This is a genomic window from Blautia sp. DFI.1.216, from assembly GCF_020594215.1.
In the GTDB taxonomy this organism is placed as follows: domain Bacteria; phylum Bacillota; class Clostridia; order Lachnospirales; family Lachnospiraceae; genus Blautia_A; species Blautia_A wexlerae.
The window spans coordinates 1-26962 of record NZ_JAJDML010000032.1; the positions used below are offsets into that span (position 1 = coordinate 1).

Annotated in this window: 22 protein-coding genes and 1 pseudogene; 19 read left to right on the forward strand and 4 right to left on the reverse strand. The window is 40.0% G+C overall.

Features of this window, described 5'->3' with window-relative positions; all coding sequences use genetic code 11:
• Nucleotides 1-150: 150 nt before the first annotated feature.
• The 8 genes from LJE11_RS12505 (at nucleotide 151) to LJE11_RS12540 (ending at nucleotide 10367) form a co-directional block, all read left to right on the forward strand.
• Nucleotides 151-777 (forward strand): esterase, encoded by a 627-nt coding sequence (locus tag LJE11_RS12505; RefSeq protein WP_008706742.1) that lies wholly within the window; start codon nucleotides 151-153, stop codon nucleotides 775-777.
• 1 nt (nucleotide 778) lies between these two features.
• Complete coding sequence (locus tag LJE11_RS12510; RefSeq protein ID WP_008706740.1) at nucleotides 779-1636, forward strand: EamA family transporter; 858 nt, start codon at nucleotides 779-781, stop codon at nucleotides 1634-1636.
• A 78-nt stretch (nucleotides 1637-1714) separates the two neighbouring features.
• Entirely contained in the window at nucleotides 1715-1909 is a 195-nt protein-coding gene (locus LJE11_RS12515) for a hypothetical protein (protein ID WP_008706738.1), read from the forward strand.
• Between the two features lie 262 nt (nucleotides 1910-2171).
• Nucleotides 2172-5552, forward strand: a complete 3381-nt coding sequence (locus LJE11_RS12520; RefSeq protein ID WP_227296052.1) for a bifunctional diguanylate cyclase/phosphodiesterase — start codon at nucleotides 2172-2174, stop codon at nucleotides 5550-5552.
• Nucleotides 5553-5677: 125 nt separating this feature from the next.
• Entirely contained in the window at nucleotides 5678-6664 is a 987-nt protein-coding gene (locus tag LJE11_RS12525) for an alpha/beta hydrolase (RefSeq protein WP_025577507.1), read from the forward strand.
• Between the two features lie 299 nt (nucleotides 6665-6963).
• Nucleotides 6964-8352 carry a condensation domain-containing protein gene (locus LJE11_RS12530; RefSeq protein ID WP_227296053.1) on the forward strand — a complete coding sequence of 463 codons (1389 nt, stop codon included), beginning with the start codon at nucleotides 6964-6966 and terminating at the stop codon, nucleotides 8350-8352.
• A 136-nt stretch (nucleotides 8353-8488) separates the two neighbouring features.
• Complete coding sequence (locus LJE11_RS12535) at nucleotides 8489-8719, forward strand: acyl carrier protein (RefSeq protein ID WP_118630463.1); 231 nt, start codon at nucleotides 8489-8491, stop codon at nucleotides 8717-8719.
• Nucleotides 8720-8822: 103 nt separating this feature from the next.
• Nucleotides 8823-10367 (forward strand): AMP-binding protein, encoded by a 1545-nt coding sequence (locus LJE11_RS12540; RefSeq protein ID WP_173705378.1) that lies wholly within the window; start codon nucleotides 8823-8825, stop codon nucleotides 10365-10367.
• Between the two features lie 29 nt (nucleotides 10368-10396).
• On the opposite strand, the gene LJE11_RS12545 is transcribed toward LJE11_RS12540, so the two are convergent.
• Nucleotides 10397-10975 carry a TetR/AcrR family transcriptional regulator gene (locus LJE11_RS12545; protein ID WP_173705377.1) on the reverse strand — a complete coding sequence of 193 codons (579 nt, stop codon included), beginning with the start codon at nucleotides 10973-10975 and terminating at the stop codon, nucleotides 10397-10399.
• Nucleotides 10976-11215: 240 nt separating this feature from the next.
• Here LJE11_RS12545 and LJE11_RS12550 point away from each other — a divergent pair, with 240 nt between their 5' ends.
• Genes LJE11_RS12550 through LJE11_RS12560 form a run of 3 tightly spaced genes read left to right on the forward strand, consistent with a single transcriptional unit; the run spans nucleotide 11216 to nucleotide 13131 of the window.
• Nucleotides 11216-11494 (forward strand): helix-turn-helix domain-containing protein, encoded by a 279-nt coding sequence (locus LJE11_RS12550; RefSeq protein ID WP_008706728.1) that lies wholly within the window; start codon nucleotides 11216-11218, stop codon nucleotides 11492-11494.
• Entirely contained in the window at nucleotides 11481-12611 is a 1131-nt protein-coding gene (locus LJE11_RS12555) for a type II toxin-antitoxin system HipA family toxin (RefSeq protein ID WP_008706727.1), read from the forward strand. The genes LJE11_RS12550 and LJE11_RS12555 overlap by 14 nt, the downstream gene beginning before the upstream one ends.
• A gap of 43 nt (nucleotides 12612-12654) precedes the next feature.
• Nucleotides 12655-13131, forward strand: coding sequence for a GNAT family N-acetyltransferase (locus LJE11_RS12560; protein ID WP_055058448.1), 477 nt, complete (start codon nucleotides 12655-12657; stop codon nucleotides 13129-13131).
• A 160-nt stretch (nucleotides 13132-13291) separates the two neighbouring features.
• On the opposite strand, the gene LJE11_RS12565 is transcribed toward LJE11_RS12560, so the two are convergent.
• Nucleotides 13292-13876, reverse strand: coding sequence for a cytidylate kinase-like family protein (locus LJE11_RS12565; protein WP_008706723.1), 585 nt, complete (start codon nucleotides 13874-13876; stop codon nucleotides 13292-13294).
• A gap of 289 nt (nucleotides 13877-14165) precedes the next feature.
• Between LJE11_RS12565 and LJE11_RS12570 the strand changes: the two genes are divergently transcribed.
• From LJE11_RS12570 to LJE11_RS12580, 3 genes are all read left to right on the forward strand, one after another.
• Nucleotides 14166-14987, forward strand: a complete 822-nt coding sequence (locus LJE11_RS12570; protein WP_020993556.1) for a 4Fe-4S binding protein — start codon at nucleotides 14166-14168, stop codon at nucleotides 14985-14987.
• A 402-nt stretch (nucleotides 14988-15389) separates the two neighbouring features.
• Complete coding sequence (locus LJE11_RS12575) at nucleotides 15390-15830, forward strand: EAL domain-containing protein (protein ID WP_242832803.1); 441 nt, start codon at nucleotides 15390-15392, stop codon at nucleotides 15828-15830.
• A gap of 276 nt (nucleotides 15831-16106) precedes the next feature.
• A complete protein-coding gene (locus tag LJE11_RS12580) occupies nucleotides 16107-18362 on the forward strand; it encodes a glycoside hydrolase family 95 protein (protein WP_008706714.1) in 2256 nt (751 codons plus the stop codon).
• A 78-nt stretch (nucleotides 18363-18440) separates the two neighbouring features.
• Here the strand turns inward: LJE11_RS12580 and LJE11_RS12585 are convergent, their stop codons facing one another.
• A complete protein-coding gene (locus tag LJE11_RS12585; protein ID WP_008706712.1) occupies nucleotides 18441-19619 on the reverse strand; it encodes a response regulator transcription factor in 1179 nt (392 codons plus the stop codon).
• A 36-nt stretch (nucleotides 19620-19655) separates the two neighbouring features.
• Nucleotides 19656-21440, reverse strand: a complete 1785-nt coding sequence (locus LJE11_RS12590; RefSeq protein ID WP_008706711.1) for a cache domain-containing sensor histidine kinase — start codon at nucleotides 21438-21440, stop codon at nucleotides 19656-19658.
• Nucleotides 21441-21752: 312 nt separating this feature from the next.
• On the opposite strand from LJE11_RS12590, the gene LJE11_RS12595 reads away from it, so the two are divergent.
• From LJE11_RS12595 to LJE11_RS20440, 5 genes and pseudogenes are all read left to right on the forward strand, one after another.
• Complete coding sequence (locus tag LJE11_RS12595; RefSeq protein WP_008706710.1) at nucleotides 21753-23099, forward strand: carbohydrate ABC transporter substrate-binding protein; 1347 nt, start codon at nucleotides 21753-21755, stop codon at nucleotides 23097-23099.
• Nucleotides 23100-23257: 158 nt separating this feature from the next.
• On the forward strand, nucleotides 23258-24139 hold the full coding sequence (locus LJE11_RS12600) for a carbohydrate ABC transporter permease (protein ID WP_055199589.1): 882 nt from the start codon (nucleotides 23258-23260) through the stop codon (nucleotides 24137-24139).
• Between the two features lie 11 nt (nucleotides 24140-24150).
• Nucleotides 24151-24978 (forward strand): carbohydrate ABC transporter permease, encoded by an 828-nt coding sequence (locus LJE11_RS12605; protein WP_008706708.1) that lies wholly within the window; start codon nucleotides 24151-24153, stop codon nucleotides 24976-24978.
• An 18-nt stretch (nucleotides 24979-24996) separates the two neighbouring features.
• Nucleotides 24997-26421: an alpha-L-fucosidase gene (locus tag LJE11_RS12610; RefSeq protein WP_008706707.1), complete on the forward strand. Its 1425-nt coding sequence runs from the start codon at nucleotides 24997-24999 to the stop codon at nucleotides 26419-26421.
• Nucleotides 26422-26458: 37 nt separating this feature from the next.
• A pseudogene (locus tag LJE11_RS20440) lies at nucleotides 26459-26557 on the forward strand (LysR family transcriptional regulator); the annotation flags it as partial.
• Nucleotides 26558-26962: the final 405 nt, after the last annotated feature.

The following is a 26962-nucleotide window of genomic DNA, read 5'->3' on the forward strand; positions in this document are numbered from 1 at the left end:
ACACGCGGGGATAGCCTGTTTTAGCTTTGTCCTGAAGGGCAATTGAGCAGGAAGCTCTCACTTCAAAATCTGTAAGATTTAAGTGGCGAGAGCATGTCACGTCAAGGAACTTGAGAAAGTAAAAAATTTTTACGAGGTAAGCAGATAGATATGACTATATATGAGTATGGAAATCCAGATGCGGATACTGTTTTGATTCAGTTGACTGGTGATCATGAATTATCTGTTCTTAAGAATGAGGTTGAAGAAATCCGAAAAAGGACTTCAACAGATTTCAGACTCATTGCTGCAAAAGTTGATGACTGGAATTATGAGTTGTCTCCATGGAAAGCACCAGCGGTGTTCGGAAATGAAGACTTTGGTGATGGTGCTGTCAGGACACTGGAGCAGATTCTGACATTATGCACAGACAAAAGCAGGACATATTATATCGGGGGATATTCTCTTGCGGGGCTGTTCTCGTTATGGGCAGCATATCAGACAGATGTATTTTCCGGCATTGCAGCTGCTTCACCGTCTGTCTGGTTTCCGGGATTTATTGAGTATATGAAGGAACATGAAATTAAAAGTGAGACAGTTTATCTAAGTCTTGGTGACAGAGAAGAAAAAACGAGAAATTCGGTGATGTCACAGGTTGGAACCTGTATCCGGATGGGATATGGGTGGCTCATAGAGCATGGAATCAATTGTAACCTGGAATGGAATCAGGGCAATCATTTTAGAGAACCGGATATAAGAATTGCGAAAGCATTTGCCTGGGTAATGGAGGGGAAATAATATGTGGATATTATTTGCATTTGGTTCTGCTCTGTTTGCAGGCCTGACTGCCATACTGGCAAAATGCGGAATCAGAAATACAGATTCTAATGTTGCGACGGCATTAAGAACCGGTGTAGTGTTAGTCTTTTCATGGCTTATGGTATTCATGGTCGGGGCACAAAGTGAAATCAGAGATATTTCGGCAAAAGTCCTGATTTTTTTGATTTTGTCAGGACTGTCAACGGGGATATCCTGGCTATGCTATTTCAAAGCACTGCAGATTGGCGATATCAATAAAGTAACACCAATTGATAAATCAAGTACAGTGATAACGATGCTGCTGGCGTTTATTTTTCTCAGGGAAGAAATAACGTGGCTGAAATTTGTTTCAATGATTCTTATCGGTATCGGTACTTATCTGATGATACAGAAAAAGGAAACAAAGGAAAAGGCAGAAGATAAGAAGTGGCTGCTTTATGCAGTCGGTTCCGCTGTTTTTGCCAGTCTTACCTCTATTTTGGGAAAGATTGGAATTCAGGATGTCAATTCAAATCTTGGAACTGCGATCAGGACTGCTGTTGTATTGGTGATGGCGTGGATTGTAGTATTTGTGACCGGAAAGCAGAATACGGTTAAGAACATTGACAGAAAAAGCTGGCTGTTCCTTATTCTTTCCGGATTTGCAACAGGCGGTTCCTGGTTATGCTATTACAGAGCACTTCAGACAGGTCCGGCCAGTGTGATAGTTCCCATTGATAAACTGAGTATTCTTGTGACCGTTGCATTCTCATATATTGTATTCCATGAAAAACTGTCATTGAAATCAGGAACAGGACTGCTGCTTATTGTTGTTGGAACGTTAGCTTTGCTGATATAACTATTATAAAAAAGAAAAACTATCTGGAAAAGTATAATTGCGGAAACTGACTTTTTCAGGTAGCAGAGGGATATTCAGATGGTATTTCAGATGCCAATGGAATCCTTTGATCCGCGCTGTACGCTCGGAGACGGAATTGGAGAAAGTCTGAGAAATATGGGGATAAGCTGCACCGAAACCCGGAGAAAAGTGGAAGAACTTCTGGAAAGATGCGGCCTGGAAAAAGAATACGCAGACCGTTATCCCAAAATTGTATATTTATCCTGTGTCTGAAGTATATCAGACAGGGCAGCAGATAGAGCAGAAATGTCTGAAGCGATTTTATTCGTGAAAGACATTTCTGCTTTTTGATTTCTTACTCAAAATGCCGTAAAATTTTGTGTTTTTAAAAATAAAGAAAGTGTCAAAAAGCACTAACAATTATTCAGAAATCTGTGATACAATGGAAAGTGCGAAATATAGAAAATATCTGATATTATCCGTTTGACTGTTGGATATATCTCAGAATACAGATATATTGGATAAGGGAGAGACTATGAAAATAGAAAAAAAACTATGGATTACTCTGTTTGCATTTGGGATATTCGCCATTTGTTTTTCAGGTTGGATTTTCAGACAGAGTACGGCCAGAGAAAAAATGTTCTGGGATAATACGATCCGGTGCGAAACAAAAGAACTGAAAGAGGGAGAAATCAAATCAGAGAATATTGCCCTGCCCGAAGACTTCGATGTTCCCAAATCTATCTTATTTAAAACCACCCACACCATTGCAGAAGTTTGGCTGGATGGAGAAAAAATATATGAATATGGAAATGAAGCGGATGCTCCGGGTTTTATGAAGACACCTGGAAGCTGCTGGCATATTGTGGATATTCCCGGAGACAGTTCAGGTAAAAACCTGGAGGTCAGAATTATTCCGGTATATGAGGGCTATTATGGAAATGAAGTCAGCCTTGTATACGGAACACGAGGCGATTGTATTCTGAAAATCTTAACGGACAGTCTTGGAATTCTGGTGATCAGCTGTGGAATCCTGTTTGCCGCTGTTATCTGCATACTTCTCTATTGTGGCGCAGCGCGAAGAAAAAGAAGCGACAAGACAGAAGCGAAAATTGAGATTTTTTTAAATCTTGGATTTTTTTCATTGCTGGTCGCAGTATGGACACTGGTACAATGTGGTTTTCTGCAGTTTTTGATCCCGGATGGAAGAACCTTATATTTTGTGGAGTATTTTTCACTTTTTCTTTTTCCGGTGCCATTTAATTTCCTGTTATATGATATCTGCAAAAGCAGGTACCACAAAGGTGCATTGATTTTTTCCATCCTCTATCTTACAAATATGGCAGTCGATGTTTTGCTTCAGTGTACAGGAATTATTGATATGTCCCGGTTACTTTCTGTAATTCATGTTATTATGGTTGCAAATGTGGTTTACACAGTTGTGATCATTCTTTACGAAGCCGGAAAAAAAGAAAATGATGTAGCCCAAAAATTCCGGTATCCTATGTGCGTGGTCATGGGATTTGGAATGGCGGAAATGATTTTTTATTATTTAAGAAGATTTGAACAGATATCCATTTTGCTTTCCATGGGAACTATGCTGTTTATTATTATGCTGATCTGGATACAGGTTTCTCAATATTACGATCAATATATCCAGAAGCAAAAGGTGATTTATCTGCAGAAAATAGCCAATATGGATATGCTCACAGAGGCCATGAACCGAAATGCTTACGAGGATATGGTGAAATATCTGGATGAAGGTGAAATTAAACTGAGTACCACAGGTGTGGTGGTTTTTGATCTGGATGATCTGAAAGTGATAAATGATAATTTTGGACATGAAAAGGGAGATGAGGCGCTGAAGCTGTGTTATCAGTGTATCAGTCAGGCATTTCAGAATGTGAAGAACTGTTTCAGAATCGGTGGTGATGAGTTTGCGTATGTATATCACAGTGACGAGAAAGATATGATTCCGGAACGGCTGAAGACCCTGGAGCTGCTTCTGAAAAAAACAGCGAAAACACACAAGCTGGATTATCCGCTTAGTATATCAGCAGGATACGCTTATTATCAGCCTGATATAGATTTTGATTTTAAAGATATTGTAAGGCGAAGCGATACCATGTTGTACCGTCAGAAGCGCAGGAAGAAGATTGCGCGGTCAACTGATCTGGATCATCTGTTTTCCCGCATGGAAAAGCATTCGGCAGAGGAAATCACAGATGAGGTGATCCTGCAGGAGAAAAAGTATCAGAGCATGTCAGTGGATGAGCTTTGTAGCGTGATTGATCTTCTGAGCCCGACTACAGATAATTATCCGTATGTGGTTGATTTTCGGACAGACCTTTATTACATAGCAAACCAGGCTCTTGACCGTTTCTGCATTCCGAAAAATGGTTTTCACAATGTAATTTCGAATCATAAAGAATTTGTGTATGGACCTGATTATGAAAAAATGAAAGAGGAATTAGATGATCTTCTTAAAACAGACCGCTGTACTCATAGTATGGAGTATCGATGGCTGGATCTGAAAAAAATGCCGGTCTGGATTCAGTGCAAAGGCTATCTGGTCCGCGACGATAACATGAAACCTCTTTACATGATCGGTTGTATCAATGAGATCGGAGAGAGACAGAAGGCAGATAATGTAAGCGGGCTGTTGGGAGAAAAAGGCTTTCGGGAGTATATGGACCAACAGGACACTCCTCTGGAAACAGGATATCTGCTTCGGATTGGAATTGATCATTTTAAGGAAATAAATGATAACTTCGGACAGGAGTACGGTGACTTTGTGCTTAGGAAAACGGCTGATTGTATTTCCGGATGCCTGTCAGAAGGACAGAAAGTGTACAAGCTTGTGGCAGATGAATTTCTGATTCTGGATGTTTCTTCTGACCAGGTGAGGGATGCAGATAAACTTTATGATAAAGTGAGAGCTGCAACAGACAGATTTATTGAATCTAACGAGTTTAAGGTCATGTATACGGTTTCAGGAGGAATTGTGTCATTTGCGGCATTAGAGGGAAATCAGTATTCAGAAGCCCTGAAGCTGACGGATTTTGCTTTGAATGAGGCAAAGACGCTGGGAAGAAACCGCTGTTATATATTTGACGGAGAAACCTACAGGAAATTTCTTCGGAAGAGGGAGATTACCCAGGAACTGCGGGAGGCTGTGCTCAATGGCTGCCAGGGTTTTACGGCTTTTTATCAGCCTGTATTTGACGAAGATAAAAAAGTACCTTATGGAGCAGAAGCTTTAATGCGTTTTACTTCTGAAAAACTCGGGATGATTTCACCGGCAGAGTTTATTCCGATTCTGGAAGAAACCGGTCTTATTATTCCGGCTGGCCGCTGGATGATGAGAGAAGCTATGGGAAAATGCAGCGAGATCCGGAAAGTACTTCCAGGTTTTAGAGTGAGTATTAATATTTCCCAGGTTCAGGCATCCAAGTCCGATGTGATCCAGGATATCAGTGCAGAAACGAAAAGAGCAGGACTGCCGCTGGAAGCGTTGATCGTGGAATTGACAGAGAGTGACCTTCTGGAACAAAATATCAATGAGAAGCATTTTCTCACAGAACTGAGGCGGATGGGAATCAGTCTTGCATTGGATGACTTTGGAACCGGATATTCGAACTTCCATTATCTCAGCGAGCTGAAACCGGAGATCATTAAGATTGACCGCTCTTTCACTGTGAAAGCAGTTGCAGATGAACAGGAATATTATCTGCTGAATCAGTTCTGCACCATGATCCATAATCTGGATATGAGGATTTGCATTGAAGGCGTGGAAAATGAGCAGGAATGGGCCATGATCCGAAAACTGTACCCGGAATTCACACAGGGATATTTCTGGGGGAAGCCTTGTGAGTATGAAGAATTTATGAGAAAATTTACAGAAAGCAGATTATGAGAAAGCTGGCGTGAATATTTCGGGCTACACTGAGGCTTTTTCATTTGTACAACAGGACTCGCAGACAAGCAAGTGGTGTAGTTATTTCAAACACATTCTGACAGGTAAGAAGAGGAGAAAATCAGATGAAGAAAAAATTTTTCAGGTTGTCAGCAGCAGGATTGCTTTTTTTTTCAGGGATTATGGAGATTGGCTGGCGTTTTTTTAACATGGTGGTCTGCTGCAAAAGAGGGGGAAGGAAAAAGGAAAGAAAGAAATGGTTTGAATTATCCCATATACGGGATAATCATCCCAGAAACGGATACGCAAAGGAATATGAGGAGAGCAGGGCATGGTGTGAGGCTCAGAAGATGCAGGACTGTTATATCCAAAGCGTGGATGGATTAAAACTCCACGGATTCTATCTGCCGGCAGAGCATGCAAAGCGGTTTGTTATCTTAAGCCATGGTTACAGGGGCAGCAGATTTGGTTCCCTGTCATTTATGGCAAAATATCTCCATGAGCATCAATGTAATCTTCTGTTTATGGAACAGCGATGTTGTGGAGAAAGTGAAGGAAAATATATTACCTTTGGAGCAAAGGAAAAATGGGATGTGCAGCGTTGGGCAATTTATGTGTCCGAGAGAAATGAGGAGAAGCTTCCAATCTATCTGTATGGACAGTCTATGGGAGCAGCCGCTGTACTGATGGCATCCGGATACAGGCTTCCGTCAGAGGTGAAAGGGCTGATCGCAGACTGTGGTTTTCAGTCTATGGAAAGACAGATGCGGGATATGGCTGACAACTGGTTTCATTTGCATTATATTCCTTTGCTTTTGAAGGAAATGAACTGTCTGTGCCATTTTGTGGCAGGATTTCGTATGAAAGATGCAGATACCACAGAAGCTATGAAAAGGAATACAAGACCTGTCCTTTTCTTTCATGGAGAGAAGGATACTTATGTGTACCCGAACAATTCATTCCAGAACTATATGCTGTGCAAAGCACCAAAGGAACTGGTCATTGTACAGGGAGCGAGGCATCTGTGCAGTGCCTATGCAGATCCGGAACTGTATCAGCGTACAGTGATGGAGTTTTTTGAGAAATATGATGGCAGTAATTCTGAAAAATAATGTGACTGTTTTCAACCGCCAAAGGCGATTACGAATGACAACAATCCCTGACCGGGACTTATCAGATGCGTTTTGTTAAATGCATGATAAGTCTCGGTCAATTTTATGTAAAGTGTTCATTAAGTGCTGAGGGTACTGGCATTTGGGAAAAATCTGTGCTATTTTTGTCACGTAATAAAAAAGTAATGTTGTAGCTGCCAGTACATTATTTTTAAAATAACTGTGGGCTACTGAACAAGTATGTAATGTTTTTGTACCCGGGAAAAGAGAAAAAACGGGTGATGGAGGTTAAATAAAGTATGACAAACTACTATCCTTTAACAGCAGCACAGAAAATGCACCACAACTGGATCATGGATTACGGTACACAGCAGGTATCCGGTGTCAGTGTTGTGGCATCTGTACAGGCTGAACTGGATTTTGGATTATTAAAAAAATGCATTCAGATGGAGACAGAACGTTCCGGATGCACCAGAATCCGTTTTACAAAGCCTGATAAAGACGGAAATGTACAGCAGTACCTTGTAAAACAGGATCCAAGGGATATCGGATTCAAGGATCTGTCAGGAATGGGAAGCCTTGCAAAAGCAGATGAGCTGATGCAGCAGTGGGCATATGAAACCTTTGACGGTGATGACATTCCCATGTGCGAGTTTACTATGCTGAAGCTGCCGGAAGGATATAATGGTTTCTTTGTACATATGGATCACAGACTGATCGATTCCTGTGGTCTGGTAGTAATGATCGGTGATCTGTTTCAGTTATATACCTATTATAAATATGGAACAGCCTATCCACAGGAACTGGCAGACTTTGAGACAGTCCTGAAAAAAGACCTGGCAAAAGCAGGCAACGAGAAACGTTTTGCAAAAGATAAGAAATTCTGGGATGACCAGCTGGATGCACTGGGCGAACCTCTGTATTCTGATATTCAGGGACCATCCGTACTGGAGGAAGCAAGAAAACGTCATGGAAATCCAAAACTTCGTTCTTCTGACATTGAGATGAAGGAGCTGTTTGTGGCAGTTAAGGATTATTATCTGGAGCCGGGACCAACTAAAAATCTGATCGATTTCTGTATGAACCATCAGCTGTCCATGACAAATCTTCTTCTGCTTGGTATCCGTACTTATCTGTCAAAGGTAAATAACGGACAGGAAGATATCACTATCCAGAATTTTATATCCAGACGTTCTACTCATGATGAGTGGACTTCCGGAGGAAGCAGAACCATCATGTTCCCATGCAGAACAGTGATCGCACCGGAGACAGATTTCCTTTCTGCTGCTTATGAGATTCAGAATATGCAGAATCGTATCTACATGCACAGCAATTACGATCCGGCATTTATTATGGATGAGATGAGAAAGAGATACAATACACCAGAGCATACAGGATATGAGAGCTGCTATCTGACTTATCAGCCAATGACTGTGAAGGTGGAGAATGAAATGCTTGGAACCATCCGTCAGCATGCAAAATGGTTTGCAAACGGTGCAGCCACCAAGAAGATGTATCTGACCGTATCCCATACAGAGGATGGAGGTATGAACTTCTCCTATCATTACCAGACTGCTCATCTGGAGGAACATGATATGGAACTGCTCTATTATTATATGATGCGTATTCTGTTCAAGGGAATCGCAGAGCCGGATATGAGCATCGGCGAAATTATGGAACTGGTTTAACTGAATCAAACTGCGGAGCAGTTATTTGGTGTAAAGTTACGTAGCGAAGTGGAACTCAAATATCCGCTTGATTATTAAGAATATTGAACAGTATAGACGATAAGGATAACAGAACAAATAAGCAGGAGGAAATGTAATGAATCAGGAAATGGAATTTAAAAATATCGTAGCACAGTACAGCAAGGTAGCACCGGAAGAAATGAATAATGAGATGAAATTTCGCGAGGATCTGGGTTTCAGTTCTCTAGATTTTATGTCCTTTTTAGGTGAGCTTGAGGATACCTTTGATCTCGAACTTGACGAGAGTGAAGTGCTGAAGATCACAACTCTTGGCGAAGCTTTAAATCTGCTGGAAGAACTTCAGTAATCTTTTTTGAAGTAAAACTTATAAAGATGTCAGGGTCAAAGATATTTTGTACCTGACGGAATATCCATAACTTGAACAGTTCAGAAAATAATGGGGGACAGATATGCTGATCAGAAATATATTAGAAGAAAGTGTACGTAAATTTGATGAAGTAAAAGCAGTGAAATGGCTCAACAAAAAGGAAATCATGGAAAGAAGCTATGGCGAACTGATGGAAAATGTAGTTTCCACCAGAAAAGGTCTTCTTGCAGAAGGCTTTGAGGGAAAGCACATTGCACTGATCGGAACCAGCTCCGTAGAGTGGATGGAAAGCTATCTGGGAATCATTACAGGATGTACCACTGCAGTACCGCTGGATGCAGCGCTTCCCTGTGAGGATCTGATCGATCTGCTTAACCGTTCCGATTCCGCAGCTCTTTTCTTAAGTCCGAAGCTTAGACCATATCTGGATGCATTTCTTGAAAACTGCCCGAAACTTCAGAAGGTGTGGATGCTTCAGGAAGAGGTAGAAGATGCACCGGCAAAGGTATATGGTATTGGTGAACTTCGAAATGCAGGAAAGAGCGCATCAGCAGATTCTGTCTGCCCGGATGCAGAGGATATTGCGACCATCATTTTCACTTCCGGAACAACAGGAAAGAGCAAGGGTGTTATGCTGACACAGAATAATCTGGCTTCCAATGTTGAGGCAGTAAAGATTACGGCAGAAGCGGGAACTGCCGTGCTCAGTGTGCTTCCGATCCATCACGCATTCTGCCTGGTTATGGACTGGCTGAAGGGATTCTCTCTGGGTGCAACTCTTTGCATCAATGATTCCCTGCTCCATATGGTAAGGAATATGAGTATTTTCAAACCGGATATTATGCTTATGGTTCCAATGATGATCGAAACTATTTATAAGAGACTGGCTGCCGCTGATCCGTCAATCCCGAAGGCAGTTCTGGCAGAAAAGGTATTCGGCGGAAAACTGCGCATTATCTTTACAGGCGGTGCACATCTGGATCCGTATTATATTGACCGTTTTGCAGAATATGGCGTCGAAGTACTGGAAGGCTATGGAATGTCAGAATGCTCTCCTGTTATCAGCAATAATACACTGGAAAACAATAAAAAGGGTTCTATTGGAAAACCACTTGAAAATGCAGAAATCAGATTCGAAAACGGTGAGATTCTGGTAAAGGGAAGCAGTGTTATGAAGGGATATTATCAGATGCCTGATGAGACAGCAGAGACTTTAAAGGATGGCTGGCTGCATACCGGTGACAAGGGATATATGGATGAAGACGGTTATCTGTTTATCAATGGACGTGTGAAGAACCTGATCATTTTGTCCAATGGTGAAAATGTATCTCCGGAGGAGATTGAGAATAAGCTGGCTCTGAATCCGCTGGTAGGCGAAGTGATCGTCACAGGTGAGGATAATGGCCTGACTGCCCGTATTTATCCGGAGCAGGCTGTTGTGGAAGCGAAAGCATTGGATGCAGAGGCAATTCAGACACAGCTTCAGGCATTTCTGGATGAATATAACAGAAATCAGCCAACCTATCGCCGCATTACAGGACTGGTTGTCCGCAAAAATCCGTTTATCCGCAACACAACAAAGAAGATCAGGAGACAGGATGTCCTGATCGATGAGCCTCTGGAATAAAACAGAGGCTTATATTTTTCAGACACACTCTAGGATAAAAGCGGAAGCATACCGGATAAAAAAATCTCAGACAGAATATCAGCGATCACTTCCGGTGCCAGATTAAAATTATCCCGGCTCCATTTGTGGAGAACGCCGATGGTACTGCCGATGGCGCAGGTGATCACATAGGAAACTTCTTCCTTTGTATGCCTGGCAGGTCTGGAATTAGATGTAGTCTCTGTGACATAATGATGGAGCATAGTCAGCATTTTTTCAAACAGATCATTTCCATGAGGCGTGCTTAAAAGACCGGACAGAAAAGGATTTTCCATGGTGTACCGGCACAGAGTCAGAAAATAGGAACTGCAGATATCCCGGTCATTTTTTGGCTGGAAATTTTCCATCATGGAAAAAACATCATGAATAGTTTTATCCTCAACTGCAGAGATCAGTGAAGGGATGTCCTGATAGTGATTATAAAAGGTACTTCTGGCAATACCAGCTGTTTTAGTGATGTCGGATACAGTAATCCTGTCAGGCTTCTTTTCTTTTAACAATTTGAAAAAAGCACCTAAAATGGCCTCGTCAGCCACAGAATATCTTTCATCGGGAATTATATTTTGCATAGTTGTTTCCCCCGGGAGTCTGTAAGTAATACATAAAGTATATCACAAATCTGACGATACATCAGGTGCTTTTTCTTTTTTTAATAAATTTTCAATAATATATAAAGAATAGGTAAAGGCTTGATTTATGAAAGAGTAAATGATAGAATAATACTGGATAAAATATTATCTGATTTTAATGAAATAGCGAAATATTGGATAAAATAATATCCATAAAATAATAAAAAGCAAGGAGGGAAAATGGAGCAGTTTGTATGGGAAACAGCAGAGGAACTGGATCAGAAGCTTGCACAAAGGGTGCGTAATATCAGAAAACGACGCTCTATTTCTCAGGAAAAATTATCTTCCATGAGCGGAGTAAGCTATGGTTCAATTAAGAGATTCGAAACTACCGGACAGATATCATTGATATCACTGACAAAGATTGCCATGGCTTTGGATATTGCAGATGAGCTTAGAAATATTTTTACGCATGTTCCATATAAAGATATTCAGGAGGTCATAAATGAGGGAAGGTAATGCATTACAGGTATTTTATGATGAAAAACTTGTAGGAACACTGGCTATGACAGCTGACCATAAAGCTGCATTTCAATATAGTGAAGAATGGATTGAAAATGGTTTTCCGATCAGTCCGTTTTCACTTCCCCTTAAAAAGCAGGTTTTTGTACCGACAAAAGATTATTTTGACGGATTATTTGGAGTATTTGCAGATAGTTTGCCGGATAATTGGGGGAGATTGTTGTTGGATCGTCTGCTACGTGCACATAAGCAGAATCCAGACAAATTAACAGTGCTGGATCGGCTGGCAATTGTTGGAAAGTCAGGTATGGGAGCACTTACCTATTATCCGGAGAAAAAAATAGATGAACAATATGGAGATGTGGATCTGGATGAACTTGCGGAGCAGTGCCGGAAAATACTAAATACGGAATACTCCGATAGATTGGATGAATTATATCGTCTCGGTGGTACAAGTGGTGGAGCCAGACCAAAAATTATGACTACAGTGAATGGAGAGGAATGGATTATTAAATTTCCTGCACATGTGGATGGAGAAAATGCAGGGAAGATGGAATATGATTATTCATGCTGCGCAAAAAAATGTGGTATTATAATGAGTGAAACCAGACTGTTTTCATCTGAGAACTGTGAGGGGTATTTTGGGATTAAGCGGTTTGACAGGATATCAGATAAAAATGGAACAAAGAGAATTCATATGCTGACAGCTGCTGCGTTGCTGGAGTTGAATTTTGAGCATCCAAGTCTGGATTATCACAGTCTGATGAAACTGACAAAAATATTAACCAGAGATAATGAGAAAGATATGAGAGAGATGTTTCGCAGGATGTGTTTTAATGTTTTTGCACATAACAGAGATGATCATTCAAAGAATTTCACCTATTTATATGATGATGAAAAAGACAGATGGAGCCTGAGTCCGGCATATGATCTTACTTACAGTAACACATACTATGGAGAGCATACTACAACAGTTGATGGAAATGGACGTAATCCAGGCAGAAAAGAACTCCTGACTGTGGGAATTGCGGCAGGAATGAAAAAAGAGGTATGTATAGAAAGTATGGATATGGTAGAAAAGTGTGTGAAAAATATGCTGGGAAGATATCTTTAAAGAAATCGACATGTGGAATAATTTGTTACTTGGAGGACAAAAAATGACTATTAGAAAAGCAGAAGAAAAAGACATTCTAAGAATAATTGAATTGTTGGGACAGGTATTGCAGATCCATGCAGATATAAGACCTGATATTTTTATTCCCGGTACCACAAAATATACTGTAAGCCAATTGACAGAGCTATTAGGAAAAGAAGAAAAACCCATATATGTAGCAGTGAACGAGGAAGATGTTTGTGTAGGATATGCATTTTGCCAATTACAGGAACAGCCTTTTTCAACTAATATGGTACCGTTTAAGTCTCTTTTTATAGATGATCTATGTGTTGATCAGCACGCACGAGGACAGCATATCGGCGAGAGCTTGTTTGAATATGTAAAAAATGAAGCAAAGCGAATGGGCTGTTATGAAGTGACACTGAACGTATGGGCAGGAAATACTTCAGCCGAAAAGTTCTATGAAAAAATGGGTATGAAAACAAAAGAAAGGCAGATGGAATATATTCTGGAACATTGATGCGTTGTATGGCATATTTGAGAAGTCTATCTGCGAATTTACAGAGATATCCGATGGATGAATCCGATCAGTCAAACAGTAAATATTAAAAGAAAATGCAAATCAGGCATAAGTTATATTTCGGAAACTTGTGCCTGATTTTTACAGTGTTATTTGGAAATTACAGGTGCTTTTGTCCGATATTTTTAGCATTGATATAATTTATGATCATGTCTGCTGCATCGGAAATATCAAGTTTGCCTGTATCAATAGACAGCTGATACTGGCTGGCGTCTTCCCATTCTTTGCCTGTGCAGAATTTGTGGAAAGATGCTCTTTTCTCATCCACTTCCTTTATCAGCTTTGCAGCTTTTTTCTCATTAATACCGTCCCGTTCCATTACACGTTTGATACGGCAGTCTTTATCTGCGTGAAGAAAAACAGTAGTTGCCTCAGGATCATTTGCATAGATCGCTCCTGAACAGCGTCCGATGATTACGGCAGATTTTTGCTGCGTAAGTTCACGTATAAGTTCAAAAGATTTTTCCATCGGATTGCTTTCTCCGTAGCTTACAGCAATGCTGTAGAGCAGGCTGTTTACTGCCTTTTCCTGGAAAAATTCTTTGTTTTCGTCAAGCTTTCCAAGTTTTTTGGCCTCTTCTTCCAGCTTCTTTCTGTCATAGAGTTCCAGTCCAAGTCTGGAAGCCAGTTCTTTTCCTATTTCATGTCCGCCGCTTCCGCACTGTCTTGCTATTGTAATAATCATATCCCATGCCTCCTGTGCAATGATGTTGCATTTATTTACTGTCAAAGTACTTTTTCGGAATTATTATACTCAAAAAAAATCGAAATGTATATGCCAAAATCTACTATAAATTGCCTTCGCAAATCCTGATATTCTGGTACTTATGGCAAATTGGTCTGACAAATATTTGCTTAATATAAACATTCGACAAATACCTTATATTGAGATATGATGAGAATTGTGGGAGCTGCTTTGCAGCGGAGCAATTCGTAGATATCAAGTTAGGGGCACAATGTTGGAGAAAATGAATATGAGACGGAAACGGCTGGCACCCTTTGGAATGTGGATAGTATTTGAAATAGTGGCTGTTACACTATGGCTTACCAAAGATAATCTGTTTTATCTTTTAAATTTCAGTTATATTGGAACATCGATTACTGTTGGGCTTTTGCTTTTTCAGTTTAACTATAAGCATGCACGTAGGATCGTTCAACTTCTGGTTGGTTTGTATATGCTGATTTATCTGGGGCTTATATGCCGGGAAAACATGCAGATGGAAGGTTTTTGGTATTATCTGTTTACCGGAGTATTTGAAGCAGCTACGATCCATTATGCTGTTGCAAAAATATTCGGACCACTTTTGTTTGGAAGAGGATGGTGCGGATATGCCTGTTGGACAGCTATGGTGTTGGACTTTTTACCATATAAAAAGCCTCAGGCTGCAAGAAAAAAGATAGGTTTCATCCGGTATATTACATTTGCATTTTCGTTTCTTTTCGTGGTGATGCTTTTTCTGAATCACGTAGGAAATATGGAAAAAATCATGTTTATAGCTTTTATCGTGGGGAATATTCTGTATTATATTGTGGGGATTATTCTGGCATTCCGACTTAAAGATAACAGAGCGTTCTGTAAGTATATTTGTCCGGTCACGATTTTTCTGAAACCTATGAGTTATTTCTCTGTAGTCAGGGTTAAGTGTGACAAAGAGAAGTGTATTTCATGTGGAAAATGTAAAAAAGTTTGTCTGATGAATGTTGATATGATCGATAACTCCAGAAAACGGAAAAACGGAACAGAATGTATTTTGTGTATGGAATGTGTCAGAACCTGTCCGAGGAAAGCACTTTGAGCCGAATTTCCTGCAGGATGTACTTTGGTGTCAGCTGTTACTGAGAACGAAACGAACAGTAGCGTAAGACCTATGTTAAATATAGTTAAACCTCAGTAAAGTCTATTGAACTTTTTTCTCAATGTTTCTATACTCTCCAATGTAATGAACACCCGATCTGTAATCGTGTGATGAAATATTCATTTCATTTGCAGGAATTCTGATTACATCACCATGTACTCTATTGGGAGTGAACTGATGCAGGGGATTTACGCAAGTATGGGAGTGATCATAAAAGGATGAAAGTAAACAAAGCAGATGAATTCTATAAGATATTAGAGAGAAAATCCATATATCCGGTGTTTCAGCCAATCGTCAATTTACAGACAGGCAGGGGTTCCTGCTTCTGATATTGTATTCGAAATAACAGAGAGATCAGACATAGAAAACTATCAGATATTGCAGCAGATCATGAAACATTATGCAAATCAGGGATATGAGATAGCATTGGATGATGTGGGAGCTGGACATTTAGGCCTAAATCGTGTAGTGAATACCACACCTGACTATCTGAAAGCGGATATAGAACTGGTAAGGGATATTCACAAGTATAAGAAAAAAGAGATCATGATGAAACTCCTGTTAGATTACTGTAATGCAACAGGAGCAATTCTGATCGCAGAAGGGATAGAAACAGTACAGGAGCTGGAATGTCTGCACAGCCTGGGAGTGCATTACGGCCAGGGATTTTTCCTCGGAAAACCAGAACGTGCATTTGGAAATATCAGTGCTGAATCGGAAGAAATATTAGAGCGATTAAATGGGAGAAAGAATATTTTATTTTTGGATATATCAGGCAAATAAGTCATTCATTTTTCTACATTTTTCAACAATAAATCCGAAATTACACCAGTTGATTAATCCCTGAGAGTTGTGTATAATTATAAAAATAAAGTTTTCTAGTACATCGTTTCGTAAATAACTATACCAATCGCGTAGGATGCGGATTCGAGTGTGCTGGTATAAAAACGCAGGCGTAGCGGGCTACGCTGAGGCTTTTAGACCTGTGCAATCGGATTCGCAGACAAGTGAGTGGTATAGTTATTTCGAAAACGATGTACTAGAATTGAGGAGTGGGTTATGGATCGCTTAGCACTTATTTTTGATAAACCAGCAGAAGCCTGGAATGAAGCGCTGCCCCTTGGAAATGGAACCATGGGAGCAATGTCCTATGGAAGATTTCAAAATGAAAGAATAGAATTGAATCTGGATTCGCTTTGGTCTGGAAATGGAAGAAACAAGGAAAATCCCAACAAAAATGTCGACTGGGATCTTTTTAGAAAACACATTTTTGCAGGGGATTACCAGGGAGCAGAGAATTATTGCAAAGAAAATGTGTTAGGAGACTGGACAGAAAGCTATCTGCCTGCAGGAACGCTTTCCATTAATGTGAAAGAACCCATTCAAAATGGAAACAGCTTTTATAGAAGAGAACTGTGCCTGACGAATGCAACTGAAAAAATAGAATTCTGCCAGGATGATTTGATTTATCAAAGAGAATTTTTTGTGAGTATGTCAGAACCAGTGATGGCAATTCATTATCATACTTCTCCAAATTGCAATCTTGAAATGTCAATAACACTGGAAAGTGAAATAAAGCACAAATCTGCTTTTTTTGCAGAAAATGGAATTATATTAGAAGGGCAGGCACCCATTTATGTTGCACCACCTTATTATTCCTGCGAAGTTCCTGTCGTTTATGAAGAGGGGCAGGGAATCCGTTTTGCAATTGGATTATATGTACAAACGAACGGTGGAAATGTATATCAGCAAGCGGATAAGCTTTTTATAAATACTCCAAATGATGTGTATATTTACGTGTCCGGAGTAACTGATTTTAAACAAAAAGAACTCTTTTTTTCAAAAAGAAACTGTATGATGGAAAACATCCAGCACATTCAATATGAAAAGCAAAAAAAGGCGCATATGGATGTATACGCAAATTATTTTGATAGGATGCATCTTGACATTAATTATACACCCGATAATGAACTTGCATTAAAAATGTTTCATTATGCCCGCTATCTGATGATCTGTTCATCTGTACCCGGTTCACAATGTACAAATCTTCAGGGAATCTGGAATCACCATATGCGTGCTCCCTGGAGCAGTAATTATACTGTAAATATTAATACGGAAATGAATTACTGGATGGCAGAAAAAGCAAATTTAAGTGACTGTCATATGCCTTTGCTTGAACTTATAGAACGTACCTCAAAAAAAGGTGAAAAAACAGCTCAGGATGTTTATCATCTGGCTGGCTGGGTAAGCCACCATAATCTGGATATTTGGGGACACTCAAGCCCGGTTGGACAATTTGGACAGGACGAAAATCCCTGTACATATTCCATGTGGCCGATGAGTTCTGGATGGTTATGCTGTCATTTATGGGAACATTACTGCTATACATTGGATGAAGCTTTTTTAAAAAAGAAGGCATTTCCGATTATACAAGGGGCCGTAGAATTTTACCTGGGCTATCTGGTACCTTATAAGGGATATTATGTAACTGCTCCCTCTACTTCACCTGAAAATACATTCCTTGCACCAGATATGACGACACATGGTGTTACGTTTGCGTCAACAATGGATATCAGCATATTGAGAGAACTGTTTGGATTATATTTAAAAGCATGTGAAATTCTGGGAGTAGAAGATTTTACAAATGCAGTCAAAAATGTGCTTCAGAAACTTCCTCCCTATAAAATTGGGAAAGAAGGGCAGCTTCAGGAATGGTTTTATGATTACCCGGAAGCAGATATCAATCACAGACATATTTCTCACCTGTTTGGATTATATCCTGGGAACCAGATTCATAAAGAGAATGAACCTCTTATAGAAGCCTGCAGAACTTCTTTGGAAAGGCGTGGGGATAAGGGAACCGGCTGGTGTATGGCGTGGAAAGCCTGCCTGTGGGCAAAACTTGGAGATGGAAATCATGCCCTGACTTTATTAAAAAATCAGCTTCGCTTAACAAGAGAAGAAGCATGCAGTCTGGTAGGTGGCGGGATATATCCGAATATGCTTTGTGCCCATCCTCCGTTTCAGATTGATGGTAATTTTGGATTTGCTGCTGCTGTGCTGGAAATGCTGGTTCAGTATGAAGAGCAGAAAATTGTTTTTCTTCCGGCATTACCAGATGAATGGAAAGATGGGATGGCAGAAGGCGTGAAAGCACCTGGTAATATCACACTTAATTTCAAGTGGAAAGAAAAACGGGTTACGGAAATAAATCTGAAATCTCCAATTGATGCGAAACTGGTAATCTTATATAATGGTATGGAAGAAGAAATCGTCCTGAATGCTGGAAGCAGTTATCAGAAGACGCTGATATAAAGAATATATTATGATATATGAAAGGCAGGATATCTTGTGATTATAAGACATCCTGCTGTTTTATATCAGATTACCTGCTTATAGATGAAATCGTTTCCCATATTCAGAAGGCGAAATTCCCATACACTTTTTGAATAATCGACTAAAATAAAGTTGATCGTCAATTCCTACCATAACGGAGATCTCCTTCAGGGAAAAGGTATTCTCCTTTATCAGTGTAGCAGCTTTTCTTATCCGCAGATTGTTTAAGTAGCTGGTAATACTTGTTCCTACTTCGGACTTGAAAACACGGCATAAATAGCTAGTGCTGAGATTGACATTTGCCGAAATGGAGGATAATGTGAGACGGTGCATGTAATTATTTTCTATGTATGTAAGGGTTTTGGCAACATCATTTTTATAATGCCCCTCACTATGAAGAAAGTCCTGATATGTGGTCCTGGCCTCTTCATAATTTTTCAGATTTTCTTTATATGGCATATCTGGTGCAAAGGATTGGTACATGGTAAAACGGTTATACAGCTTTTTTATCAGCTGTTCCACTTTTACTTGACTGCACATTAATTCTTTTTGGGAAAATACTACGAGCGCATTATGGGCACTAAGAACAAGAATGTATGGCTGTAGCACTCCCTGAACAGCATCCAGTATCATATCTCGCAGCAGATTAGCTGATATAGAAAATGCATCATTTGATAAAAATTTTTCAAACGTTACATAGCATACAGCACAGGAATGTTTCATAAATCCAAATTTTTCTGCTCCATATCTTTCAATGAACGAATCGAGAGACTCTTCTCCCTGAAAAAAGGAGAGAAGATGATCGGTTATGGGTTCAGTGATGTCTGTTTTCAGAATGGAATCTTTTCGGTCAGCTGTATTTTGCATTTTTTTTGTGGTTTTGTTCAGACAGGCAAGGAGTGTATCTGGTTGAATTTTGATTTTTAACAGATAGTCCGCAGCACCTAAAAGCAATGCACTTCTTACTGAATCGAAGTCTTCGTAGTTGCTTAGTACCAGTATTTCTCCGGGATATTCTTTTTCCTTCAGAAAACGAATTAGTTCCAGTCCGTCCATTTCAGGCATTTTCAGGTCAGTGATAATGATATCCGGATGATGTTTTTCAATCAGTGGAACAGCCTCAAGACCATTTGATGCTGTTCCACAAATGAAAAAACCATGCTCTTCCCAGGGAAGAATGGAGCGAAGCGCAATTTTTACGATTGGTTCATCGTCAATAATTAATATACTGTACATAAAAGTCCTTTCTGTGGGCAAAAGTGGTTGTGATTTTTAGTTGTTATAATCTTTTGACAGTTCTTGTACATATAGTAAGGGAAGAGTCAGCGTACATGTGGTTCCTTCTCCAGGGTGACTATTGACCTTAAGTCCATATTCCTTTCCAAAATTCAGCTGTATTCGGTCATTTACATTGGTAATTCCAATTTTTTTCCGGTTTGTATGAGGTTCCAGCGCTGCAGGTGTCACTTCAAATCCTTTTCCATTGTCACAGAGTTCTATGATAAGATGATTGTTTTCTTCCCAACAGGTGATTAGAATTTCCATAACGGAGCCGTCATCAGAAGAACCATGCATAACAGAATTTTCTGCAAGGGGCTGCAGGATTAGTTTAGGAACAAGGCAGGAGAGCAGTTCTTCCTCTTCTACGTCAAAAGAGTACTCAAAGCTTCCGGCATACCGGATTCTTAAAATCGCGAAGTAGTTTTCCAGGTTCTCAAGCTCTTCCTGAATGGTTATATACTCGTTTTTATTAGTCAGTGTATTTTGCAAAAGACTGCTGAGGGCCTGGATTCCATCACTTACAATCTGGTCTTTATGCATGGCGGCTACAAAGCGCAGACTGTTTAAAGTGTTGAAAAGAAAATGAGGATTTAACTGATATTGAAGCATCTGTAGCTCCAATTCTCTTTTTTTCTTTTCCTGGCTTTTCTGTTGTTTCATCAGGCTCTCAATGGTATCTGCCATATGATTCATGCTTCCGGAAAGATCGGAAAGTTCGTCTTTGTGGTCATCCTGGATCCGTACGGAAAGATTTCCCTTTGATAATTCCCTGCAAAAATCCAGCATGCTTCTGATGGGGGAGGTAATTCCAGGATACACCATAGCTACAATTCCAATGCAGAGTAGAACAAGGAAGAATGCCACAGCCAGGATTTTCCAAAACATAGTGTTAACTTCAGAATTAATATAATGATATGGCATGGTATATACAAACAGCTGGTTCAGGTTTTTATTGAAAATATAAGTAACCAGCTGTTCTTCGCCATCTTTGTAAATGCTGAAAAAATCTGTTCTGTTTGGAAGTCTTGCTTGAATATTTTTCAGCAGCTTTTTTTCGGTTTTTTGCCCCAGTTGAATACTACGATCCCAGGAAGAAAGGATTGTTCCATCCATATTCAGATACATAATATTGGAAGAGTCAGCCAGACCTACTGGTTCCAGTACTGTTTTGGAAAAAATTTTTTCATCAATGGAAATCAGGGTATAACCAATTACACGACTCTGACTGTATTGTTCATAAATTCTTCTTCCAAGAATCAGGATGTCCCGGTTACGGTAAGTATGTGCGTATGCCCATACATCCTGATTTTCTTCTTCAAGACGACTCAGGATCCTGCTTACATCATCCGAATATAACCCATCATATCCCAAATCATAAAAAATATTCCCATCTGTATCATATACTGTAATGTTTTTTGCCTGTGCAGGATAGATGATTTTACTTCGAATCATATGTTGGATTTCATTGATGGCTTGATTCTTTTCCGTATCTGTCATACCCTTTTTCAGAAGACCGTCCTTGATTTCCTGACTGATGCAGATGGAGCCGCAGAGATACTGATACTTTTCAATCTCACTTACCATATTCAGATTGATCATGGATAAAGTCTGTGAGATGGAAGTGGAAAGTTTTTCCCGAAGCGCTTCTGAAAAAATATGAAACGAATAGAAGCTGATTCCTGTTAATGGTACAATAGAGATCAGGAAAAGCGCTATGATCAGCCTGGTTCTAATACTGAATTTTCGAAATCCCTGATATCGTTGTCTTTTTTCCATGCCGCTGTCCCTCATTTCTAAAAAATAATTCGTACATGGTCCGGTAAAGATGGAAAAAATCGTTCTGATTTTCATGACTGTATCGGATTGTGACAGATTTATTATACAGGAAAAAAACAAGATAATCCATTTAAAATACAAATAGAAAAAGATTGTACATATATGTCGCAAGAAAATCCATATTATATAAAAATAACAGAAAAATGTTCCATATAAAGAATTGTTTTGTGAATTTACCACAAGAAGATTTTCCATTATACTAATATCATCAGGCAAACATAATAAAAGCCAACAAGAAGGAGGAAACAACCTATGAAGAAAAGATTTGCAGCTTCTGCTATGATCCTTGCTATGAGCGCAGCAACAGTACTTTCCCCGCTTACTGCATTTGCAGAGGCAGAAGAACAGGAATTGAACATTGCCATTTTCCAGGGTGGATATGGGGATGCTTACTGGAATCAGATGGTGGAGCTTTTTGAAGAAAGCCATGAGGGCGTGAAAGTAAACATGACTATCAGCCCTACAATTGGAGATATCATCCGTCCACAGATTGTAGCTGGAAATGCACCTGATTTTATCTGTCTTAACGATGGTGGTGAGGATGGTGTAATCCTTTCCCTGATCAAAGATCATGCACTTCTCAACCTGGATGATGTTTTTGACGGAGAAAATTATGCTGGAACCGGTGCCCTTCGCGATGATATTACAGATGGGATCCTTTCCAGTACAAAGTGTGCACCATACGGAGATGATGAGATCTATCTGGCACCATTCAACAGTGGTCCGCAGGGTCTGATTTACAACAAAACATTCTTTGATGAGAATAATCTGGAAGTGCCGAAGACCTGGGATGAGTTCTTTGCACTTGGTGATAAGGTAAAAGATATTGACGGACGTGCACTTTTCACATATCAGGGAATTTATCCGGGATACATGGAAGAAATGCTCTGGCCGGCAATTGCAAATGAGTGCGGCGAAGAAGCACTTACTAAGATTGCCAATTACGAAGAAGGTTCCTTTAATAATGAGGGTGTGTTAAAGGCTTTAAGTCATATTAAAGAGATTGCAGATAAAGGCTATCTGTTAGAGGGCACTGTTGGTATGAACCATACAGAGTCTCAGACAGAGATGATGCTTGGAAAAGCTGCATTTATCACAAACGGAACCTGGATGGAAAATGAGATGCAGGATGCGCCAAGAGAAGATGGATTTGAATTTGCAATGGCTCCGATCCCGACCGAGAACGCAGACGATGTGCACTATGTATTTGACAGCTGCGAGCAGTTTTCCATTCCGGCAGCTGCCAAGAATCCAGAACTTGCAAAAGAATTTCTTCGTTTCCTGTATAGTGATGAATCTGTATCTGCTTTTGCAGAAGCTTCCGGTGCCCTCTATGCTACCAAGAGTGCCCGTGAAGTAGCAAAAGATAAGCTGTCTACTGCAATCTACAACATGTACGGAATCTACGAAGAGGCAAATGCCTCCTCCCTGATTATGAGCTTCGCAGCAGTTCCGGCTGACTGCAAGGTTAACCCGAAAGATGAGATATTTAATCCGATTACATCTGTTATGAATGATGAAATGACAGTGGAAGAGTGGGCACAGAATGTGGAAGATGCTTTTGCACAGGTTCGTGCTGATATGGAAGCTGCCAACTAAACTTCATATACCAGCCGGATAAAAACGGTAAAGCATGGAAAGGCTGCTACACAGTGTATGCTATGCAGCAGCCTTTTGTAACCCTGAACAGATATATCGCCAATCGGTGATGTCATCCACATTTATTAAATACTTTAAATTTAAAGAGGTGAACAAGCGTGGTAAAGAAGCCCAGATTATTTATAGCCCTGTGTACGCTTCCTGCATTGATTTTAACCATTGTTTTTATGATTGTGCCTATGGTAAATGCCATTTATCTGTCTTTTACCAGTTCCACTGCACTTAGCGTAGGCTTTAACAGCAAATTTGTATTTTTGGATAATTACAAGTATATGTTCCAGGATAAGGATTTTCTTCAGGCACTGTTTAATACTCTTAAGCTGATGCTGGTAATCCCGGCTGTGACCATATTTCTAAGTCTTGTATTTGCATTTATCCTTACTCAGGGACAGCTCAAGGAAAAGTCATTTTACCGGACCGTATTCTTTTTCCCAAGTATTGTTTCCATGACTGTAGTTGGTATTGTGTGGTCTTTTGTGTTTAATCCCACAAGAGGAATTCTGAATCATATGCTGGATCTGTTCCATTTCTCCACTTGGAAACACGCATGGCTTGGAGAGGGAAAAACGGCTCTCTGGTGTATCGGTGCAGCCCTGGTGTGGCAGGCTATTGGTTATTATATGGTTATGCATGTGGCTTCCATTGACGGGATTTCCCAGGAGGTTTATGAAGCTGCTTCCATTGACGGTGCAACAGGAGTGCAGAAGTTCTTTAGGATTACCATTCCTCTGCTTCGCAGATCCATTGGAACGACCTATATACTTTCCCTGTCTGGTACTATCAATTTAAGTTTTACTCTGTCCAACGTTATGACAGGCGGTGGACCAAACGGTGCTTCCAGTGTGCTTTTACAGTATATGTATACGCAGGGTATGCGAAACGCTAATTTTGGATATGCCATGGCAATCGCCATGTTTACCCTGATTCTTGCAATTGTGCTTGCAATGATTTCTAAAAAAGTATCATCTGAAAAAGAATAGGAGGGAGACTGATGAAAACTGTAAGAACCTGGTGTATCAGAATCCTGATGATTCTGTTTACCGTTATCTTTTTGTACCCGCTTTTCTGGAACCTGATGTCTGCGTTTAAGACAAATGCAGAATATTTGACAGATCCCTATGCATTGCCCACAGCTTTGAATTTGGATAATTTTGTGGCAGCATGGCAGAAAGCAAATATCGCCGCTTATTTTGGAAATTCCATATTTGTGACTGTGTTTTCCACTGTATTGCTATTGCTTCTGGTTATTCCCATTTCTTATGTACTGGCAAGATACCGTTTTGCGGGCAGCAAACTGATCTCTGCCATTTATATGGCATGTATTTTTCTGCAGGCTACCTACATTATGATTCCTTTGTTTCTGGAATTACAGGCTGTGAATGGATTAAATAACCTGCCGGTACTATGCCTTGTTTATGCAGTTATGCAGTTTCCTTTTTGTATCTTTACTTTACAGGGCTTTATGTCTGCAGTACCCAGAGATTACGAGGAATCTGCAAGAATTGACGGTGCTACTAATATCCAACTGCTATCAAGAGTTGTGGTGCCTCTTGCAAAACCCGGAATTGCGACCATTACGATGTTAAGTGCCATGGGCTTCTGGAATGAATATCCATTGGCACTTGTTCTTCTCACGGAAGATGCAAAGAAAACTCTTCCCATCGGAATGGCAAACTTGTTTGAAGTGCAGAAATATGCCACGGACTGGGGTGCACTGTTTGCAGGACTTGTAATTATTATGATTCCAACAATCATTATTTATCTGATTGGACAAAGATATCTGCTTCAGGGAATTGGTGCAGGCGGGTTAAAAGGGTAAAATGAAAGGGGAAATAAAATGCCAACTGATCAGGAATTAATAAAAATAGTTCCCTCCAGCCGCCAGCTTGCCTATCAGGCAACAGAGTTTTATGCGTTCTTTCATTTTGGAATGAATACATATACCAATCGTGAGTGGGGAGATGGAACAGAAACACCACAAATTTTTAATCCTACAGAGTTTGTTGCAGACCAGTGGGTGTCTGCAGCACAAAATGCAGGTATGAAAGGGGTAATCCTTACCTGTAAACACCATGATGGTTTCTGCCTGTGGCCGACCAGATATACCAGCCATAGCGTTGTCTCCAGTCCATGGAAAAATGGAAGGGGAGATGTGGTCTGGGAAGTGTCTGAAGCATGCCGTCGTTATGGGATGAAATTTGGAATTTATCTTTCACCATGGGATCGCAACAAGCCTTGTTACGGAAGCGGAAAAGAATATGATGATTACTATCTGGCACAGCTGACTGAGCTTCTCACCGGTTATGGAGATATTTTTAGTGTCTGGCTAGATGGTGCCTGCGGAGAAGGACCAAATGGAAAAAAACAGATATATGACTGGAAACGCTATTATGAATGTGTCAGAAAATATCAGCCAGACGCATGTATCTGTGTGTGTGGGCCGGATATCAGGTGGTGCGGAAATGAAGCTGGCGATGTAAGAAAATCTGAGTGGAGTGTTGTTCCTGCACGTACAGCACTTGCAGAGAGTGTACAGGAAAGAAGCCAGCAGACCGATGATAAGGAATTTAGAATGCGCCGGATCACCAGCGACATGGAAGATCTTGGAAGCAGAAGAGCGCTTGAAGGTGAAACGAATCTGATCTGGTATCCGGCAGAAGTAAATACTTCTATAAGACCTGGATGGTTTTATCATCCAGAAGAAGATGATCAGGTGAAAAGTCTGGAGGAGCTGATCTATATCTATATTGGGGCTGTTGGAGGAAATGCAACCTTTTTGTTAAATATTCCACCTATGCCAAACGGGCTTCTTCATGAAAATGATGTTAAACGTCTGGAAGAATTTGGAAGTTGGAAAAAGAAATCTTTTACTCATAATTTAATGAGTACAGCACATATTTTTTCAGAAAATGAAGATCCGACGCATCCGGTTTCTGATTTGACAGATGATACTTCAGAAACCTGGTTTCAGCCTGAAAGCAGCGAACTGCCAGTAGAAATAACCATTTGTCTGGACGGTTCATACAACTTAGGGTATCTGGTATTAAAAGAGGCTGTCTGCTATAGTCAGAGAGTGGAAAAATTTGAGATATTTGTTAAAGAGGGGGAAATATGGAACAGTATTTACACAGGAACAGTAATTGGTTATAAGAAGATCATTTCTGTTAAGGGGCAAAAAGCCCAGAAAGTGAAAATTGTTTTACATGATTTCCGTGTACTTCCGCTGCTCTCATTTGTTGGAATTTATCCTGAAAGTCTTTAATAGGGAAAGCATTCTTTCTCATAATATCTTAAGGTAGAAGCAAGAAGATATTATTAGAAAACCATTGAACCTGCTTGAAAGAGAGAACATTCAAAGCAAAATTGCTAATTGGTTTGGAATAGATTTTTCCAAACTGTAGATTGTTTTTATAAGTAATCTTGGAACTAATGCAGGAGTCATGGTGCAAATGGACAATGTTCGCAGAAAGCACTTGTCTTTTAGAAAGACTCGTATTAAAATGCTTGTCAGTGATCAGGTTGCAGAAACTTGCGATGCCTGCGACCGGACGGAGGACCTAAGGGTCCTCCATTTTTCTATATACGCAGATTTTTATAGCGATAGAAAAAGCATTAAAACCGATAAAACCATTTTTGAACTATGAAGAATAGATTAGAAATCTCATTGCGCGAAAAGGGATGATTATTGTTGACCGTGAGTTCACTACGTCTAAATTAAAAGATATCAGTTATTTTGCCCTGATAGATGGGTACAAAAATCTGTTTTACAATCCCATGAGTTAGAAACGATTTTTGACCATAAC